Annotated in this window: 10 protein-coding genes; 5 read left to right on the top strand and 5 right to left on the bottom strand. The window is 66.3% G+C overall.

The features are described 5' to 3' along the window. Positions 1–147: 147 nt before the first annotated feature. Complete coding sequence (locus tag Y958_RS08400; protein ID WP_088871643.1) at positions 148–2691, top strand: intermembrane phospholipid transport protein YdbH family protein; 2544 nt, start codon at positions 148–150, stop codon at positions 2689–2691. A gap of 62 nt (positions 2692–2753) precedes the next feature. Here Y958_RS08400 and Y958_RS08395 read toward each other — a convergent pair whose 3' ends face one another. The 5 genes from Y958_RS08395 to Y958_RS08375 form a co-directional block, all read right to left on the bottom strand. Beyond that, positions 2754–3518: a hypothetical protein gene (locus Y958_RS08395; RefSeq protein WP_004272627.1), complete on the bottom strand. Its 765-nt coding sequence runs from the start codon at positions 3516–3518 to the stop codon at positions 2754–2756. A gap of 142 nt (positions 3519–3660) precedes the next feature. Continuing rightward, positions 3661–4263 carry a glutathione peroxidase gene (locus Y958_RS08390; protein WP_088871642.1) on the bottom strand — a complete coding sequence of 201 codons (603 nt, stop codon included), beginning with the start codon at positions 4261–4263 and terminating at the stop codon, positions 3661–3663. 100 nt (positions 4264–4363) lie between these two features. Further along, positions 4364–6691 (bottom strand): LPS-assembly protein LptD, encoded by a 2328-nt coding sequence (locus Y958_RS08385; RefSeq protein WP_186291124.1) that lies wholly within the window; start codon positions 6689–6691, stop codon positions 4364–4366. Between the two features lie 267 nt (positions 6692–6958). Next, positions 6959–7201 carry an Lrp/AsnC ligand binding domain-containing protein gene (locus tag Y958_RS08380; RefSeq protein WP_004273252.1) on the bottom strand — a complete coding sequence of 81 codons (243 nt, stop codon included), beginning with the start codon at positions 7199–7201 and terminating at the stop codon, positions 6959–6961. A 30-nt stretch (positions 7202–7231) separates the two neighbouring features. Beyond that, positions 7232–8863, bottom strand: coding sequence for a DEAD/DEAH box helicase (locus tag Y958_RS08375; protein ID WP_088871641.1), 1632 nt, complete (start codon positions 8861–8863; stop codon positions 7232–7234). Between the two features lie 743 nt (positions 8864–9606). Between Y958_RS08375 and Y958_RS31890 the strand changes: the two genes are divergently transcribed. The 4 genes from Y958_RS31890 to Y958_RS08355 all read left to right on the top strand — a co-directional run bounded on the left by Y958_RS31890 (position 9607) and on the right by Y958_RS08355 (position 18160). Next, positions 9607–9756, top strand: coding sequence for a hypothetical protein (locus Y958_RS31890; protein ID WP_157999429.1), 150 nt, complete (start codon positions 9607–9609; stop codon positions 9754–9756). Between the two features lie 205 nt (positions 9757–9961). Beyond that, complete coding sequence (locus tag Y958_RS08370; protein ID WP_088871640.1) at positions 9962–12271, top strand: beta strand repeat-containing protein; 2310 nt, start codon at positions 9962–9964, stop codon at positions 12269–12271. A gap of 260 nt (positions 12272–12531) precedes the next feature. Then, a complete protein-coding gene (locus Y958_RS08365) occupies positions 12532–13923 on the top strand; it encodes a tetratricopeptide repeat protein (protein WP_244909235.1) in 1392 nt (463 codons plus the stop codon). Positions 13924–14116: 193 nt separating this feature from the next. Then, complete coding sequence (locus Y958_RS08355) at positions 14117–18160, top strand: beta strand repeat-containing protein (RefSeq protein WP_145960793.1); 4044 nt, start codon at positions 14117–14119, stop codon at positions 18158–18160. Positions 18161–18190: the final 30 nt, after the last annotated feature.

Here is an 18190-nt window from a genome sequence, read left to right as displayed (position 1 = left end):
GACCTTCTCGCTGCACACAGGGGGCTGTGGTGCTGCTTGTGGTCCGTGGCCGGTCTTGCCACTCTCCACCACGGTTCCGGACACCACCGGGGCCGGGAAGGGACCTGTACACCCATGTCCATGCCGCCGTTACGGCCGCCGCCCGGAATGCGGCCCCCCAACCTGCGCGCGCCCAATGCCAAGCGCCGCACGCTGCCCGGCGCGTGGCGCCTGCCGTCGTGGCGGGCCGCGCTGCAGGGGTGGCGGTGGCCGATCTCGAAGGCCGGGCTGCCGCCGTGGGGGGGCCGTTGGCTATGGGGCTTGGTGCCCCTCACCTTGGCCATCGCGGGGGCCATTTTGGCCGGCCGGCTGATTTTGCCGGCCACGGCGGAACAGCGGCTGAAGGCGGCCCTGGTGGAGGCCGGCTTCGCCGATGCCCAGGTGACGGTGCGGCATGCCGGCTGGGGCTGGCTGGAGGCGGGGGTGCGCCTGCAACCGGGGCTGGAGGCCGACACCGCGCTGGTGACCTTCGCCGGCCTGGTGCCCTGGGGCCAGCCGGCGCGCCTGGCGCTGACCGGGGTCAGCCTGGATGCCGGCCATCTGGATGGGCAGGCCCTGGCGCGTTTGACGGACCTACCCATTGACCATGTGGACATTGGATCAGCCCAGCTGATCCATGGCGACTGGTCGATGCCCTTGGCCCTGCACGCCACGCTCGACCACCAGGCGGGGGACGGGGCGGAAGCGGGCGCTTGGCAGGGGCAGGCGGTGATGGAGCCGGCGGCCGGCTGGCCGGCGCTGGCCGTGACCGTCAGCCTGACCAAGACGGCGGATGGTCCCGCGCTGCGGCTGACCGCGGCGCCCGGCGCCAACCCGATGGTGTCGGGCACCCTGGCCGCCGGCCCCAAGGGCACGGCCCAGGCTGAATTGACGGTGACGGACCTGCGCGTGCGCGAGTGGGGCGGTCCCATTTCCGCCCATCTGGCGGCGCAGGGCGGCAGTGACCGCTGGACCGTGAGCGCCACCGCCGAGACGCCCGACGCCCACCTGGCCTTGGAGGGAGCCAAGCCCTGGACCGGTATGCGAGGGACCGGCATGCCCGCCGCGCCGTGGGGGCTGACCCTGCGCGCCCGAGGGGCCGGGACCTGGAGCGGCGAGGGTCTGCTGACCGTGGCCGGCACCGGCGAGGGGGGCGCCCTGGCCGTGACCGTCGCGGCGGAGGGGATGACGGCGCCGGAGCTGCCGCTGATGGCGGCTTTCCTCAACGGTGGCGGAAACCTGACGCCGGAAGGCGATGGCGCTTGGCGTCTGGACCTGACGCGCGCGGCGCAGCTGGGTGGGCGGTTGCGGGACGGACAGGGCACGCCGGTCAGCCTGGGCTGGGACCCTGGTGCCGACGGCCACCTGGTGATGACCTGGCGCGGCGGTTGGGGCAAGGAACGCCGGGGACATGCCGAGGCGCAGGGCGCGCTGGTGGGGCGCCTGGGGCCGGCGGCCACGCCACTCATTGCCGGTGGCACCACCGGCCTGCATATCGCCGCCGACTGGGATGCCGGGGGACTGAGCGCCCTGGAGGCGTCCGCCGCGTCGGTGGAGGCGCCGGTGCTGCTGGGCGGTACGCTGGAAGGGGCCCATCTGTCCTCCGGCTTCGATCGCGCCAACCGTGCCCGTCCCTGGCAACTGACGCTGGAGGGCGGCCGTGTGCGGGGCGCGATGCTGCCGCCCTTGGCCTTGGCCGTCACCCTGTCCGGCGATCCGGCCGCCACGCTGACCCTGGCGGGCCAGGCCCGCGGAACGGACACGCCTCTGGTCCTGGGGCTCAGCGGGCATTGGATCGGGGCGGAAAAGCGGGGGGAGGCGGCGGCGGTGCTGGAGCCGCTGACCTTGTCCAACGTGCCGGATCTCAGCCGCCTGCTACCCGGCGCCGGTCTGGCGGGGCCGGTCCAGGGCCTGGGCACGGTGGCCGGCCGCGCCCACCTGTCGTGGGAGCAGGGGCATCTGACCGCGTCGGGGGAGGTGCGGGCCGATGCCGTCAGCCTCGCCAGCCCATCGTTGGCCATCGACGGCCTCAAGGGGGCGGTGGCGCTGGACGGGCTGTTCCCGCTGCACAGCCCGCCTGCCCAGCATATCGAGGCCAAGGCCGTGCGTGCCGCCCTGGCGCTGGAGGACGTTGGGTTGGATTTCCAGCTGGCGGATGGCCGGGTGCTGCTGCAAGGCGGCGATTTGGCCTGGGCCGGCGGCCACGTGCATCTGTCGCCGGAGGAGGGCGGCGGCTTCAGCGCCACGGTGGCGGAGGTGGATCTGGCCCAGGCGTTGCCGGCATGGACAGCGGCCGGCTACACGCTGCAAGGAAAATTGGCCGGGCGCCTGCTGGGACGCTTCGACGGCATGGCGCCGGTGTTGGCCTATGGCGGCCTGCAGGCGGAGGCGCCCGGCCACATCGGCTATGCGGATACGACCGGTGCCGGCGTGCCGGTGGTGCTGAACCCCGACCACAATGGCAAGGTGGCCCTGGTGACCCGGGCGCTGGCCGATTACGACTATCAAGTCCTGTCGCTGGAGCCCAAGGGCCCGATCCTGACCGATCCCCGCGCCCGCCTGCTGCTGCGCGGCGTCAACCCGGGGTTCTACGGCGGCTATCCGGTCGACCTGGACCTGGAATTGGACGCCGGCGACCTGTCGGCCACCGGTGCCTCAGAACGACGGCAGTAAGGGCTGTTGGGCATCACCCGGCGCCTGGGATCCCCCGATCATGATCGACCAAGGGCTGCGCATCAGGGGAACGGGCAGTGATCGCCCACCACGTCCACGAAGGAGCGTGAGCCGGGGCTGATCTTGAAGCGGTACTCGGTATCGTCGATGATCACCGAATGCTGCAGCGGCAGCATGCCCGTGGTCTGGGTTTCCTTGCCGTTCTTGTCGGTGAACTTCAGGGTGACCGGCTTGGCCGGGTCGAACCAGGACTGCGGCGCGCCGTCTGGGCTGCGCGACGTGGCGCCCTCGCCGGAGACAGTGATGGCGCCGTCGGCGAAGCCGGCCGAGGTGTTGGGACCTTTGTACAGCGAGGTCGACAGGACGAAGCGCTTGGTCTCCGCCTTGCCGCAGGAGCGGGGGGTGCCCGTCTGCTCGATGATCAGCGCCAGGCGGCCGGCGTCCACGCCCTCCACCATCTTCTTGGCCAACAGGTCCTTCAACCGGCCCAGGTCGCCCGTGGGCACGTCGCGGTCATAGCGCACCTGCAGCTCACTGACGCGCACCTCGGCGGTCTGCAGCGCCGCTTGCAGCTGGGCGACCTTGCGCTCGGTCTCCTCCTTGGCGGACTGGGCCTGGGTCAGCTGCGTCTGCAGGTTTTGTTCGCGCCGGATCAGCTGTTCCTGCCCCACCTCATAGCTGAAGGCGCAGGCGACGCCGACGACACCGGCCAGCAGCAGGAACTTGCCCAGACGCCCCCAGAAACGGCGGCGGGCCCGGCGGCTGTGATCATAGAGGCCATAACTCATGGTGGCGCCAACACCCAGCAGATAGGTCAGGGAGAACAAGGAATTAGTAAGCCCGGGAAACGACGTCTCCCGGGCCTGACCCTAGCGGGGCCGCCTCCCAAACTCAAGCGGCTGTCGGCCTATACGCACTACGGGCCAATGACACGGGCGGTGGCCCACCCCGCCGCGTCCACGTCGGCTCTCAACCGTTGTGCGACAGCGCCGCATCGATGGCGGCCTTCAGTTCCGGCGATTCCGGTTCCACCTTGCTGGGGAAGGCGGCGATCAGCGCGCCTTCGGGGCTGATCAGGTACTTGTGGAAATTCCACTTGGGCGCGCCCTTGGCGGCGCCGACCCACTTATAGAAGGGATGGGCCTTGTCGCCGGTCACCGCTTCCTTCTCCGTCATGGGGAAGTCGACGGCGAAGGTGGCGTCGCAGAAGTGCTTGATCTCCTTATTGCTGCCTGGTTCCTGGTCAGCGAAATCGTTGGCGGGCACGCCCAGCACCACCAGGCCCTTGTCCTTGTAGGCGGTGTAGAGGGCTTCAAGGCCCTTGTACTGCGGGGTGAAGCCGCAGAGGGAGGCGGTGTTCACCACCAGGATGGCCTTGCCCTTGAACTGGCTGAGGGGCAATGGATCGCCGTCGATGGAGGTGAATTTGTAATCGTATGCCGAGCCCGCGGCCGAGCTGGGCAACGGGGTAGCGGCGTCGACATGGCGGGCGGCGGCCAGGCCGGCGACGGCCAAGGCGGCCATGGCCAGACCCCGGAACAGGAAGCGGCGGGTCAGCAGGGAAGCGGGCATGGGGTTCTTCCTCGGATATCGGTGGCGGGCCCCGCTGCCTGGGGACCCCGCCTGGTCACGATATCCGACTATAAACCCCGTAACCGGGTTACCTGCAAAACTAATGCGAGGTGCCGGTAAAGGCGGGGCTGACGAACGTGCCCAGCTTGTTGAAGATCATGCGGAAGTAAATGCGGTTGCCGGACGCCAGGCCGACACGCTGGGCGTAATCACGCTCCATGATCAGCGAGAAGGTGTAGCAGTCGTCCTGGTAGGTGGTGGTCAGGCTGGTGGACACGGGCCCGCCGCCCTCGGCCAGGTTGTACCGGGTGGAAAGGCCCACCGTGTAATACTTCAGGAAGGACGAGGTCACACCGCCGCTGACTTCCTGCAGGTTGGCGGTAGTGTCGGCCGTTGTGCCGTTCTGCAGTTCCAGCTTGTTGATGTACAGGTAGCTGCCCGACACGCGGAAGATGGACGGGCCGAACGATCCGGTGAAATCGTGCATGCGCTGGGCGCCGCTGGTCGGATCCAGTCGGAAACCGTAGCTGAGGTCCATCCATGGGCTGGGGGTCAGTTCCAGGCGGCCGACATAGTCGGACTGGCGGCTGTACAGGCCGGAATTGACCGCGAAGTCGGTGTTGTGCTGCAGGCGGTAGCTCTGACCGAAGAACAGGGTGCTGCTGCCGCCACCATTGCCGTAGACGCCGGCACGGACACCGTAGGTCACGCGCTGGCCGCCATCGAGAAGATCGACGCCGGGGTAGCGGCTGAGGCGGAACAGGTTGGTGGAATCGAACTCGATGTCCTCGCTGTCCTCGTTCGGCAGGTCGCGGCTGTTGTGATAGTTGGGCGCGGCGGTGAAGGCCACGATGGGCTCGATCATTTCCGATACGGTGCCGTCCTCGCGCACGAAGGGCAGGCGGGTCATGATCTGGCCCTGGGGGAAGATGCGGACGCGGGTGAAGTCGTCCCGGGGGCCGCCGTTGGCCGCGTCCTTCAGGTTGCCGATGGCGTAGGCGTCGGTCCGCAGCAGGGCGTTCACGGTGGTGACCATGCCCAGGCTGTTGGTGTAGTCGCCTTGCCAGCCCGAGACCTGTGAGGCGCGGCGGGACCGTACGCCCTGCTCGCGCCACAGGTCCAGGTATTGCGCGTCGAAGGACCAGCGGCCACCCAGCGTTTCGCCCGGCTCGCCCAGGGCGCTGTAGGTGATCAGCGGCAGGGCCACCGGCTCTTCCAACGTGTTGGACGGGCGCAGGTCCTGGAAGCCGTAGATGCCGGCGTTGAAGTAGTCGCGGCCGGCGAAATGCTCGGTATAGAGGCGGCTGGTCAGCAGCTGCTCAGCGCTGTAGTTGTAGCGCAACAGGAAGTTGTTGTCGGTGACCCGGTTCAGGTCGAAACCCCAGCGCCAGGAATCATCGATGTCGAAGCGGCCGATGCCCTGCACCCAGCCGCGCAGTTCCGTCGGGCTGATGGTGCCGTTGGACGTCGCCTGCGGGTTCTGCGTGTAGGTGGCAGCCCCCTGAAGTTCCAGATAACCGTTGGTGAAGCGCTGGCGGTATTTCGTGCCCAAAAGCAGGCCGTCATTGGCGCTGGGCAGCAGATCGAACAGCAGGTCCTTGTCCGGCGAGATGTCGTAGTAATACTTCACCCGCGCGAACATGCCCAAATTGGTGTTGTAGCCGATGGTGGGCGTCAGGAAGCCGCTGCGCCGATCCACCGTGGGATCGGGCATGGAGAAGGCGGGCAGGTAGGTGATGGGCACGCCCGCCACCTCGATGGTGGCGTCGCGGAAATAGATGTCGTGCGACGTGTTGTCGTGTGTCACCTGCTTGGCGCGAATCTGCCAGGTGGGCGGCCGCGTGGGGTCGTCCTCGCACAGCTTGCAGGGGCTGTAGGTGCCGCGGGTGACGCGGGTGTAGCGGCCGTCGATGCGTTCGGCCTGATAGCCGGCCAGGCGGCTGTTGTCCTGTAGCAGCATGCGCGACTGGTCGACGAAGGCCTGCTTCTGGTCCTCCGTCAATTCCGCATAGTCGCCGAACATCACCTCGCCGTCCGGCTGGATCATGACGACGTGGCCGCTGGCGGTGATGACGTTGGACCGCTCGCTGTAGCTGATGGTGTCTGCCAGCACCACGTGGCCGCCCTGCGACAACTGCACGTTGCCGGTCGCGGTGGTGATGCCCAGCTCATTGTCCGTGTCGACCTGGTCGGCCTCCAGCAGGACGGGCGGCTGCTCCTTCTTCGGTGCGGCCTGCGGGGGGGCGGCCTGCGGGGAGGCGGCCTGGGCGGGCGCAGCCTGGGGGGCGGCCGCTCCGGTGGAAGGTGTTGGCTGCTGTTGCGCCAGGGCCGTGCTGGACATCAGGCCGACCATCAGGGTGGCGGCGATGGCGGCACGCCGCCGCGTGGCGGCCATGGGCGGCTCCGCAATCAGGGGACGGGGGGTCAACGCGTCGCACTCCCCATCAGCTCGCCCGAGATCAGCTCGCCCGGGCGCACGTAGGGGCTGGGGGTGGGGATGCCGCCGTTCCGGGCCATGTGGCCGATGTCCTTGCTCCGCTTCATGGATCACCTTCTTGCCCATGCCGTGGGCCAAGTCAACACGGCTGGCCCGTTCCACGGGTTCATCTCCCGATATCGTCGACGCGTGGCCCAGAAACACCGTCCTGGAAAACGCCACGGCGGTACCGATCCGGCAAAAGGGTCGGCGGGGATGTCAGGTGAAGGCCTTGAAGGTGATGATGGTGAAAGTGTCCTTGACGCCCGGCAGGGTCTGCAGGCGCTGGGTGACGAAATGGCCGATATCGGCCTCGTCACCCAGATAGCACTTCATCATCAGGTCGTACTGACCGGAGATGGAATGGACCTCGGAAACCTCTTCCAAGGTCTCCACGGCCGAATCGGCCACGTCGTAGGCCTTGCCCAGCTCGCACTTGATCTGCACGAAGATGGTCTGCATGGGATGCTTCCAAGCCTCCGCCGTTCGCCGTCACGCCTCGGGCGTATCGGAACCGTCAAAAGTCTCCGGTGGAACGGTGCGGGCCACGGGACGGGCCACACGCAGCATGAAGGCCGGCACGTCGTCGCCGAAGCCGATGACCGTCGGGCCGTCATCCTCGTCCCGCCAGCGTCGGCGCGGCTCGCCCCGGTCATCCTGGCGCGGGGGACGGGTATCGTTGCGACTCCCCTCGCTCCGGCCGCCCTCGCGGGTTTCGCCCCGGGTGTCGCGGTTCCGGTTGCGGTCGCGGTCGCGGCCGCCGCGCTCCGGACGGTCCTGGCGTTCAGGCCGTTCAGACCGTTCCGGGCGCTCCGGCCGGCGGGCCTCCACCGTCTCCTCCGCCACGGTCGCGGCTTCGGCCTGGACCTCGCGCGGGGGCTCGGAGGCGGCGTCGCTCCGGCTGCCGCCACGGCGACGGCTGCCAACCTTGGCGGCGCTGTCGCTTCGGCCGCCGCGGCGGCGGCGTCCGCCGTCGCCCTCGCCCTCGGACATGTCCGGGGTTTCCAGGCCATCGATCATGATGCGCGGGATCTCGCGGCCGATCAGCTTTTCGATGGCGCCCAGGGTGCGGCTGTCATCCGGCGTCGCCAGCATGAAGGCGCGGCCGGTCTTGCCGGCGCGGCCGGTGCGGCCGATGCGATGGACATAGTCGTCGGCGTGATGGGGCACGTCGAAATTGAACACGTGGCTGACGCCGGCAATGTCGATGCCGCGGGCGGCCACGTCGCTGCAGCACAGCAGGGCGATCTCACCCTGGCGGAACTGCTCCAGCGTCTCGGTGCGCTTGGACTGCACCATGTCGCCGTGCAGCGCGCCGGCGTTGAAGCCGTGCTTGGTCAGCGATTGGTGCAGGAGGGCGACGTCGCGCTTGCGGTTGCAGAAGATGAAGGCGTTCTTCACGTCCTCCGTCCGCAGCAGGTGGCGCAGGGCCTCGCGCTTGTCCTCGCCCCGCACCATGGCCACCGCCTGGGTAACGGTGGCGGCGGGGGAGGCCGGCGGGGCCACCGTGATCTCGCGCGGGTTCATCAGGAAGGCGTCCGCCAGGCGCCGGATCTCCGGCGGCATGGTGGCCGAAAAGAACAGAGTCTGGCGCATTTTGGGCAGCAGCCCGACGATGCGCTCGATGTCCGGGATGAAGCCCATGTCCAGCATGCGGTCGGCTTCGTCGATCACCAGGATCTTGATATCCGACAGCAGGATGTTGCCGCGGTCGAACAGGTCCATCATGCGGCCGGGGGTGGCGATCAGGACGTCGACGCCACGCTCCAGCTTCTTGATCTGGTCGCCGAAGGATTCGCCACCGATCAGCAGCGCCATGTTCAGCTTGTGGTACTTGCCGTAGACCTCGAAGTTCTCGGCCACCTGCGCCGCCAGCTCGCGCGTCGGCTCCAGGATCAGCGAGCGCGGCATGCGGGCGCGGGCGCGGCCGGAGGCCAGGATGTCGATCATGGGCAGGGTGAAGGACGCCGTCTTGCCGGTGCCGGTCTGGGCGCAGCCCAGCACGTCGCGACCCTGCAACACCCAGGGGATCGCCTTTTCCTGAATCGGGGTCGGCTGGCTATAGCCCGCGTCTTCAACCGCGCGAAGGACTTCCGGGCCTAGCCCAATTTCCGAGAAAAGCATGCGACCTTATATCTGTATGGTGTGCGTCGTTAAAGGACGGGACCCGGCGGAACCGCCGCGCCCCCCTTTGGATCAAGCGCCGGGCCAGCGGGGCCGCCATCCCACGCCAAGCCCGTCTTCAAAACGGGATCGGGGCCGCATCCAGGCCTGTACATGGCGGCCCGGCGCCGCCCATACCGGAACCACGCGCGACTTGGCGGAAGTCGCGGCATGATCTAGGGTCGCGCGTTCGATATCAATTCCAGCCCGCAAGGGCAAGGATTTCCTTTAATGTCAACTGTTGTGTCATCTTCCGCGCCCGAGTCCGGGGCGGGAGGGGGCCGGTTCTTATCCTGTTGCGGGGTTAATTGTGCAATGCGGCCCTGTGGCGCTTCCCGGATGCACCGGCCGGCGACGAGGCCGAGGGGCGGATGCCCGACCGGGCCGCCGCCGAGTCGATGGCCGGGGTCGTCCCGGCGCCCGCGTGGCGGTGATCGGCCGGTGCGGCCATCCGCCGCCTCTGGGAACGGCCGGCGGAAACGACAAGTCTCGTGCGGGTATGGCTGGGCGTGACGTGAAGTGGCGCCAAGGAGATGGTGAGCTCCGGGCCGCCCTTGTTTGGGGCCCTTGTTTTGGCCGGCGGAAGCCCCATCATCTCAAGAGATGACACGACTTTGTCACCTGGCCGGTTGCGCAGCCCGCGAGAACTGGTCTAGGCTTCCCTTGTTGGCTCAACCGCCCCTTGCTTCATAAGGACGATATCCATGGTCACCATCGGCATCGCTGCTTTCCTCGGCCTCAGCCTGCTCGCCGCGCTGTCCATCGCCGCCGTGAAGCCGGCCGAAGCGAATGCCCATCATGGGCATGGCGGCCACGGCCATGACGATCACGGTCACGGCGGCCACGGCCACTGAGCTTTTCCACTTCTCATTTCCGGTAATGGGTGGCGCCGGGCTGGCAGCCTGGCCGTTCATCCGGTTTGTTTGAAAAAGGCCGCATCGCTGCGGCCTTTTTTCTTGGGTGCAACCAAGCTGAGCCCCAATATAATCTTATGCGCGATATACAACGGCCTGGGTGATCGCCATATGGCCACCTTGCGTGTTTGTTGGGGAACGCACGATGGCGACCATTGTTACCGCGAATAATCGTTCGACGCTGGCGAACAGCGGCACGCTGGTCGTGCAGGGGAACCGCGACACCATCGTCGGGTCCGGCAACACCATCACCCTGCTGCAGTCGACCATCAACGGCGTGACCAGCATCGTCGGCGGCGGCAACACCATTGTCGACAGTTTCGCGGGCAATACCATCGCCGTGGGGGGCGGGGTGATCTCCGTCACCGCCACCGCTGATGTGATCACCCTCATCGGCGGCGGCAACATCGTCAATATCAATAACAACAACACCGTCGTCGACAGCTATTCCGGCGACCATGTGTCCTTCACGGGCTTCGCCTCCAGTTTCACCGGCAGCCTGAATTTCCTGACCATCGCCAAAAGCGGCGGCCTGACGGTCAACGGCACCGGCAACCAGGTCACCATGAACGGCGCGGGAACGCTGAACCTCAACACCTCGGGCAACTCCGTTACTGACCTGGGCAGCAACTCCACCATCGTCCTGGCCGCGACCAACCTGGTGGAAACGGTGACGGGCACGGGCGACACCGTGTTCCTGAACTACGCCAGCAACGCCCTGTCGGTGGGCGGCAGCAACATGCTGGTTCAGGCGGCGGGCAACACCATCCATGTCCTGGCCGGCGCCAGCAACGTGATCGTCACCGGCTCGAAGAAAGGGGCCAACCGCCTCTACGCCGGGACCGGCACCATCACCACCCAATCCGACCTGGCGCTGAATGGCGCCGGCACGTCGTTGAACTTCCTGTCCGGCGGCAGCGCCACCTTGACCGGCCCGGCCAGCGCCAGCCCGACCACCATCCTGGGCCGCGATGCGACACTTACCGTTGCCGGGCCTGGGTTTAATGTCAGCTTGGCGGCCAATGGCCAAACCTTGCTGGGTAATGGCGAGACCGTCGGCGTGGCCGCGATCGGCGACCTCATCTCCGGCGCCGGCAACACCGTCACCGTGGCGCAAGGGGCCGCCGCCACCATCAGCGGCACCAACAACATCGTCACCGTCGGCGACGGCGGCAGGGCCGTCGTGCAGGGCGCCGGCAATATCGTCACCGCCCTGGGTGGCGCCACCGTGGCCGCGACGGCCGCCGCCACGACGGTGGTGGGCAACGCCACGGGCGCGACGCTCTCGGGCTCGGCCGCCGCCACCATCCGCTACGACGCCAGCGGCATGACCATCAATCTGGTCAGCGGGCGCGCCTCGATCACGGGGGGCAGCAAGGTCGATGCGCTGACCAACGTGGGCATCCTGCTGGCCACCGGCAACAACGACACGTTGATCGCGGGCAGCGGCGCCACACTGTCGCTGACCGGCACGGGCGACCAGGTCACCTTGACCGGCGGCAAGAACGTCGTGCTCGGCAGCGCCGCCAGCCGCGCGACCATCACCATCACCGCCAGCAACAGTGCCGAGAGCATCAGCGCCACGGGCGATACCATCCTGGTGCAGGGCACGGGCGATACGCTGACCCTGGCGGGCACGGGCAACCAAGTGACCACCGCGGCGGGCGGCAGCCTGATCCTGGCCGCCAAGGCCAGCGCCACCCTCAATGGTGATGGCGACACCGCGACCATCGCCAGCGGCGCCAGCCTGACGGTGACCGGCGGCAGTGATACCATCACGGCCTCCGACGCGACGCTGACGGTGGCGGCACCCATTGGCGCGGCGGAGATGGTCAACGGCACCAGCACTGCCATCGCCCTGACGGTCGCCGGCGAAACCCTGACCCTCAACGGCACGGGCAATAGCGTGACGGCGGGCGGTGACGTCATCACCCTCGCCGCCAAGTCCAGCAACACGGTCAATGGTTCCGGCAACGTGATCACGGTCGGCCCCCAGGGCGGCCTGAAGATGACGGGGACCGGCAACACCGTCACCCTGACCGGCAGTGGGGACACGCTGAACCTGACCGGTGCCGGCAACAAGATCGTCATGGCCGGCAGCAGTGCCGCCGTCTCCCTGTCCAGCAACGGGGTGGGCCCCAGCGGTGAGCTGGACCTGTTCGTCACCCATGACAAGGTCTGGCTGCAGCGCGCGGGCAACGATTTGGTGGTGGAGCAGCTGGGGGCGGGGCAGGCGGCGCGCCTGGCGAACTGGTTCACCAGCACCAGTGCCGAGGTCGCCACCATCAAGGCCAGCGACGGCGTGCTGCTGACACCGGCGGACGTGACCACCCTGCTGGGCAAGATGACCACCTTCACCAATGGCCATGCGGGCTTCAACCCGCTGACCACCAGCCAGGCCAGCACCGGCAACAGCTATTACGCTGGCGCCCTGAACGGCGTCTGGCACAGCTGAGGGCCGCAGCCTTCGTCACCGGGGGCGCACCTGCAGGGCGCAGTGGTTACATTTCCGCCACTGATTCGCGGAAAAATCATTTGCCGATGTGCAGGCAGGTACCTTAGATGGAGGTGCCATCGGGGGTGGCATGTGAATCGATAGTCTTAATCGTGATCATGTTTCGGACGTACGCCGATCCGCAGGCCAGCAACGACGATGTGACCATGCAGGCGCGATGACCTGACGCCCCGTTCCTTACTGCTGGAACAGGAGTCCCCGTGTCTGTGTCCGCTGCTGGTACGATCACTTTGCCCCTGTCCAGTTCTGAGACCTTGCGCCGGGCCACGGCGTTGCACGACCAGGGCAAATACGCCGAGGCGGAGGTGTTGATCAGCGGCGCCCTGGCGCGGGACCCTGGCAACGCGGATCTTTTGAATGCCCGGGGCGTCATGTTCGCCCAAATGGAACGCCACCTGGACGCACTGTGGTGCTATCGCGACGCCGTGGCGGCCAATCCGCGCGGACCGGGTATCTGGACCAATCTGGGCAATGCCCTGACCAAACTGAAGTACCTGGAGAGCGCGGTGAACGCCCACCGCCGGGCCATCGAGCTGGCGCCGAACGACGTGCTTCTGCATCACAATTTAGGAACCTCACTGGCTGAGGCTGGCAACCATGGCGAGGCTGTCATGGCCTTCAGCCGCGCGCTGGAACTCAATCCGGAATTCCACAAGGCGCGATGGGACCGGGGGCGCAGCTATCTCTATCTCGCCAACTATCGCCAGGCCTGGCCCGATTACGAGGTGCGGTTGATCAGCGGCCAGGTTCCCGTCCGCAACCTGGCCAGCACCAAGTGGGATGGGCAGCCTTACGCCGGCCGGCGCCTGCTGCTGCTCTGTGAACAAGGGTTCGGCGACACGCTGTGGGCGGCGCGTTACCTGTCCCGTGTGAAGGCGTTGGGCGGTGAACTGATCGTTGAGTGCCAGCGGGAGCTCATTCCCCTGCTGGCGGATCTGGGGATCGCGGATCGCCTGATCCCGTGGGGCGAACCGCTGCCCGAGGCCGATCTCCACGCCCATCTGTGCAGCCTGCCCGGCCTGTTCACCCAGGACTTGGCCTCCATCCCGGCGCAGCCTTATCTGCGGGTGCCGGCGGACCGCCGATCCAAGGCTGCCCAGATACTGGGGCCGCGCGATGGCCGCCTCCGGGTTGGCGTCGTCTGGTCGGGCAACACCAGCTTCAAGCGCAATCATGAACGAGCCCAGCCCCTGATGCGCTTCTTCCAGGCCTTCGCCCTGCCGGGCGTCCAGCTCTACAGCCTGCAGAAGGGGACGCCGGAGAAGGCGTTGAGCGAGTTGCCCCGGGGCGGCCCCATCATCGACTTGGCCCCCCACCTGGGCGATTTCGCCGACACCGCCGCCTTCGTGGAACAGATGGACCTGGTCATCATGACCGACAGCGCCGTCGCCCACCTGACCGGCGCGCTCGGCAAGGAGGTATGGGTTCTGCTGGGCGATGTTGCCCACTGGCTGTGGCTGCCCGGCCGTGCCGACTGCCCCTGGTATCCGACCATGCGCCTGTTCCGCCCCCGCGCCGAAGGCGACTGGGACCACGTCTTCGACCGCGCCTCACTGGAGCTGACGCAGAGGACGCGGATTTTGGAGATGTGAGCCTCAGCTTGTTGAAATATCGGGCATGAATGAATTCAGAAATGAAATTTATCTCAGGAGAAACGAAGAAATGACTCGGACCATAACGGCAAGCGATCCGACCAATGTCACCCTCGTCGATGCCGCCGAGGTCATAAGCAATGCCCATACTTTATACGGATCGAGCTTCAGCATCCTTATGGACCCGGGAACCTTGGGGAACGTTGTTACCGGGAGCGCGAACTCGGTAACCCTGGCTGCGGCGTCGGGGGGCGCGCAGACAACCGCGACGATCAGCGGGACCGGTAATAATGTCATTGCGAATAATAATTCTTTTCTGACACTAAGCGGAACGACCAACAAGGTCACCGCGACCAACGCTACGGTCGCATACAACGGCAGCAACCTCATCGAGACGGTGGGCGGCAGCGGCAGCAGTATTTTCCTCAATACGGCCAGCAATACGCTTTATGTCAGCGGCGCCAGCCAGCAGGTTTTCGCCAGCGGCGACGCCATCTATGTGACGACGGGGGACGGGGGCACAACTAGCACCGTCACCATAGCCAGCACTGGCTCCACGGCGGACACCATCCGCGTCGGCTACGCCACTTCGGGAACCACGATTAGCGGCGGTGCCACCATTCTGAACAGCGGGGGGACGCTGGTCGTCAATGACGCTGGCACCGTCCTTTCGGGTAATGGGGCCAATGCCACCCTGAGCGGCTATGGGACCACCCAGGTCAACGTTGGCGGCTCAGGCACCTTCAAGGCCACCAGTGAGACGTTGGCCGTGACCTCGGGCGGCAATGTCTCCATCGCGGGCGCCAGTGCCACGGTCAGCGTCAGTGCGGGCGCCAAAGCCACGATTTCCGGCACTGGCAACACGGTGACCGCCAATGGCAACGCCACCCTGATCGCCTCGGCCGGCACCTCGGTCCTGGTAGGTAGTGGTGGTGGGGCCAGCCTGACCGGAACCACCGGAACCTCCGTCCGCTACACCGGCGATGGCGCGACGATCGACCTGACGGCGGGCAAGGCGACCCTGGCTGGGGCCTCCATCTACGATACCTTGGTGAACATCAGCAGCCTTCAGGCCTTGGGCAACAACGATGTCATTGCGGCCGGCAGCAGCACCTCCCTGTCCATCGCCGGGACGGGCGACGTCATAACCCTGACCGGTTCCGGCAACATCATCAGCGGCACCGGCAGTGCGAGTGTCTCGGTCACGGCGGTCAACAGCACCCAGACGATCAACACCGCCAGCAGCACGATCGACGTGCGCAACAGCGGGGACACCATCACCTTGGGTGGTGGGGGAAGTACAATAAACAGCAGCACTGGCAACAGCGCATCGGTCGTCGTCACCGCCATCAGCAGCACCGAAACGATCAATACCGCCAGCAGCACCATTGATGTGCGCGCCAGCGGGAACACGATCATTCTGGGTGCCGCCGGGGATACGGTGAAAAGCACGACCGGCAACAGCGCGTCGATTGCTATCACGACCATCAACAGCAGCCAGACGATCAACATCACCAACAGCGCGGTGGACGTCCAGACGTCGGGCGCCACGGTGACCTTGAGTGGCGCTGGCAACACGGTGAAGAGCACGACCGGCAACAGCGCCTCGGTCGTCGTGACCGCCATCAGCAGCGCGGAAACGATCAACACTGCCAGCAGCGTCATCGACGTTCAGGCCACGGGCGATACCATTATTGTGGGCGGTGCCGGCAGCACCGTGAAAAGCACGACCGGGAAGAGCGCGTCGGTTGTCATCACAGCGGCCAGCAGCACCGAGACGATCAACACCGCCAGCAGCGTCATCGACGTTCAGGCCACGGGTGATACCATCATCCTGGGTGCCAGTGGCGACACGGTGAAGAGCACCACGGGCAACGCCGCGTCGATCGCTATCACAACCATCAACAGCAGCCAGACGATCAACATCACCAACAGCACGGTGGACGTCCAGACGTCGGGCGCCACGGTGACCTTGAGCGGCGGCGGCAACACGGTGAAGAGCACCACGGGCAACGCCGCATCGATCGCTATCACGACCATCAACAGCAGCCAGACGATCAACATCACCAACAGCACGGTGGACGTTCAGGCGTCAGGCGCCACGGTGACCTTGGGCGGCGCTGGCAGCACGGTGAAGAGCACGACCGGCAACAGCGCGTCGGTCGTCGTGACCGCCATCAGCAGCACGGAAACGATCAATACTGCAAGCAGCGTCATCGACGTTCAGGCCACGGGCGATACCATCATCCTGGGCGCCAGTGGCGACACGGTTAAAAGCACGAATAACAGCAGCGCGTCCGTGGTGGTCTCATCGTCGATTTCAGCGACCAGCATCACGGAAACCATTAGCATCAGCAATAGCGCGGTCAATGTTCAGGCCGATCACACCACGATTACCGTGACGGGATCGAATGACAGCGTGACCCTGAACAGCAGCGCGGATGTCGCGATCTCCAGCGGCACCAACAACACGCTGATTGCGACCAACGGCAACGCGACGCTGAAGAGCACTGGTGGCAGCGCCACGCTGGTGGGAACCGGTGCCGGCAGCACGCTGTGGGCGGCCGGTGGGCAGGTGACCGCGAAATATGCTGCCGACAATATGATCGTCGATCTGACGGCGGGCACTGCAAAAATCGAAGGGGCGAGCGTCTCAGACAAGTTGATTGGCATCAGTACCTTGATAGCATCGGGTAGCCGGTCGGCCATCTCCGGCGTCGCCGCCACCGTTACGCTGCTCTCGGGTGGTCAAGCGGACGCCGTCACCATGTCCGGAGGCACGCTGGCGACACAGGACAACGTGGGCAATAGCACGGGGACGACCCTGGCAGGCTCGAGCAATACAGTGAGCCTGGGAGCGGGCAATGGCCTGGTCGTTTCCGGCAGCAGCAATACCCTGACGGTGACCAGCGGCTATGTTGGCATCGTTACCGGCAGCCAGGGCAACATCGTCACCATGTCCGGAAGCACGCTGGCGACGCAGGACAACGTGGGCAATAGCACGTCGACGACGCTGGCTGGCTCGAGCAATACTGTGAGCCTGGGAGCGGGCAATGGCCTGGTCCTCTCCGGCAGCAGTAATACCCTGACGGTGACCAGCGGCTATGTCGGCATCGTTACCGGCAGCCAGGGCAACATCGTCACCATGTCCGGAGGCACGCTGGCGACACAGGACAACGTGGGCAATAGCACCTCGACGACGCTGGCGGGCTCGAGCAATACTGTGAGCCTGGGAGCGAGCAATAGCCTGGTCCTCTCCGGCAGCAGCAATACCCTGACGGTGACCAGCGGCTATGTCGGCATCGTCACCGGCAGCCAGGGCAACGTCGTCCGCATGTCCGGAGGCGCGCTGGCGACACAGGACAAGGTGGGCAATAGCACCTCGACGACGCTGGCGGGCTCGAGCAATACTGTGAGCCTGGGAGCGAGCAATAGCCTGGTCCTCTCCGGCAGCAGCAATACCCTGACGGTGACCAGCGGCTATGTCGGCATCGTCACCGGCAGCCAGGGCAACGTCGTCCGCATGTCCGGAGGCGCGCTGGCTACGCAGGACAAGGTGGGCAATAGCACGTCGACGACGCTGGCGGGCTCGAGCAATACTGTGAGCCTGGGAGCGAGCAATAGCCTGGTCCTTTCCGGCAGCAGCAATACCCTGACGGTGACCAGCGGCTATGTTGGCATCGTTACCGACAGCCAAAGCAACATCGTCACCATGTCCGGAGGCTCGCTGGCGACACAGGACGACGTGGGCAATAGAACGGCGACGACGCTGACAGGCTCGAGCAATACGGTGAGCCTGGGTGCGGGCAATGGCTTGTTCCTTTCCGGCAGCAGCAACGCCGTTTCGGTTAGCGGCGGTCTTGTTAAGTTGGGCAGCGGCACCAATAATACCGTCGCGCTCTCCACCAACGGCGTCGGTCCCAGCGGCGAACTGGATCTGTTCGTGACCCACGACCAAGTCTGGCTGCAGCAGTCGGGCAATGACCTGATCATCGACCAGTTGGGCGTGGCCCAGGATGTGACGCTGAAAAATTGGTTCGCCGGCTCTAGTAACGAGGTCGCCACCATCAAGGCCAGCGATGGCGTGCTGCTGACGCCCGCGGACGTCACCACCCTGTTGAGCAATATGACCACCTTCACCAATGGCCACGCTGGTTACAACCCACTGACCACCAGCCAGACCAGCACCGGCAACAGCTATTACGCCGGTGCCTTGAACGGCGTCTGGCACAGCTGAAAAACAAAACGCCCGGACGGTGACTTCCGT

It is taken from the genome of Nitrospirillum viridazoti CBAmc (assembly GCF_000730165.1).
GTDB classification, from domain to species: domain Bacteria; phylum Pseudomonadota; class Alphaproteobacteria; order Azospirillales; family Azospirillaceae; genus Nitrospirillum; species Nitrospirillum viridazoti.
This window is presented reverse-complemented; position numbering and strand designations above follow the sequence as displayed.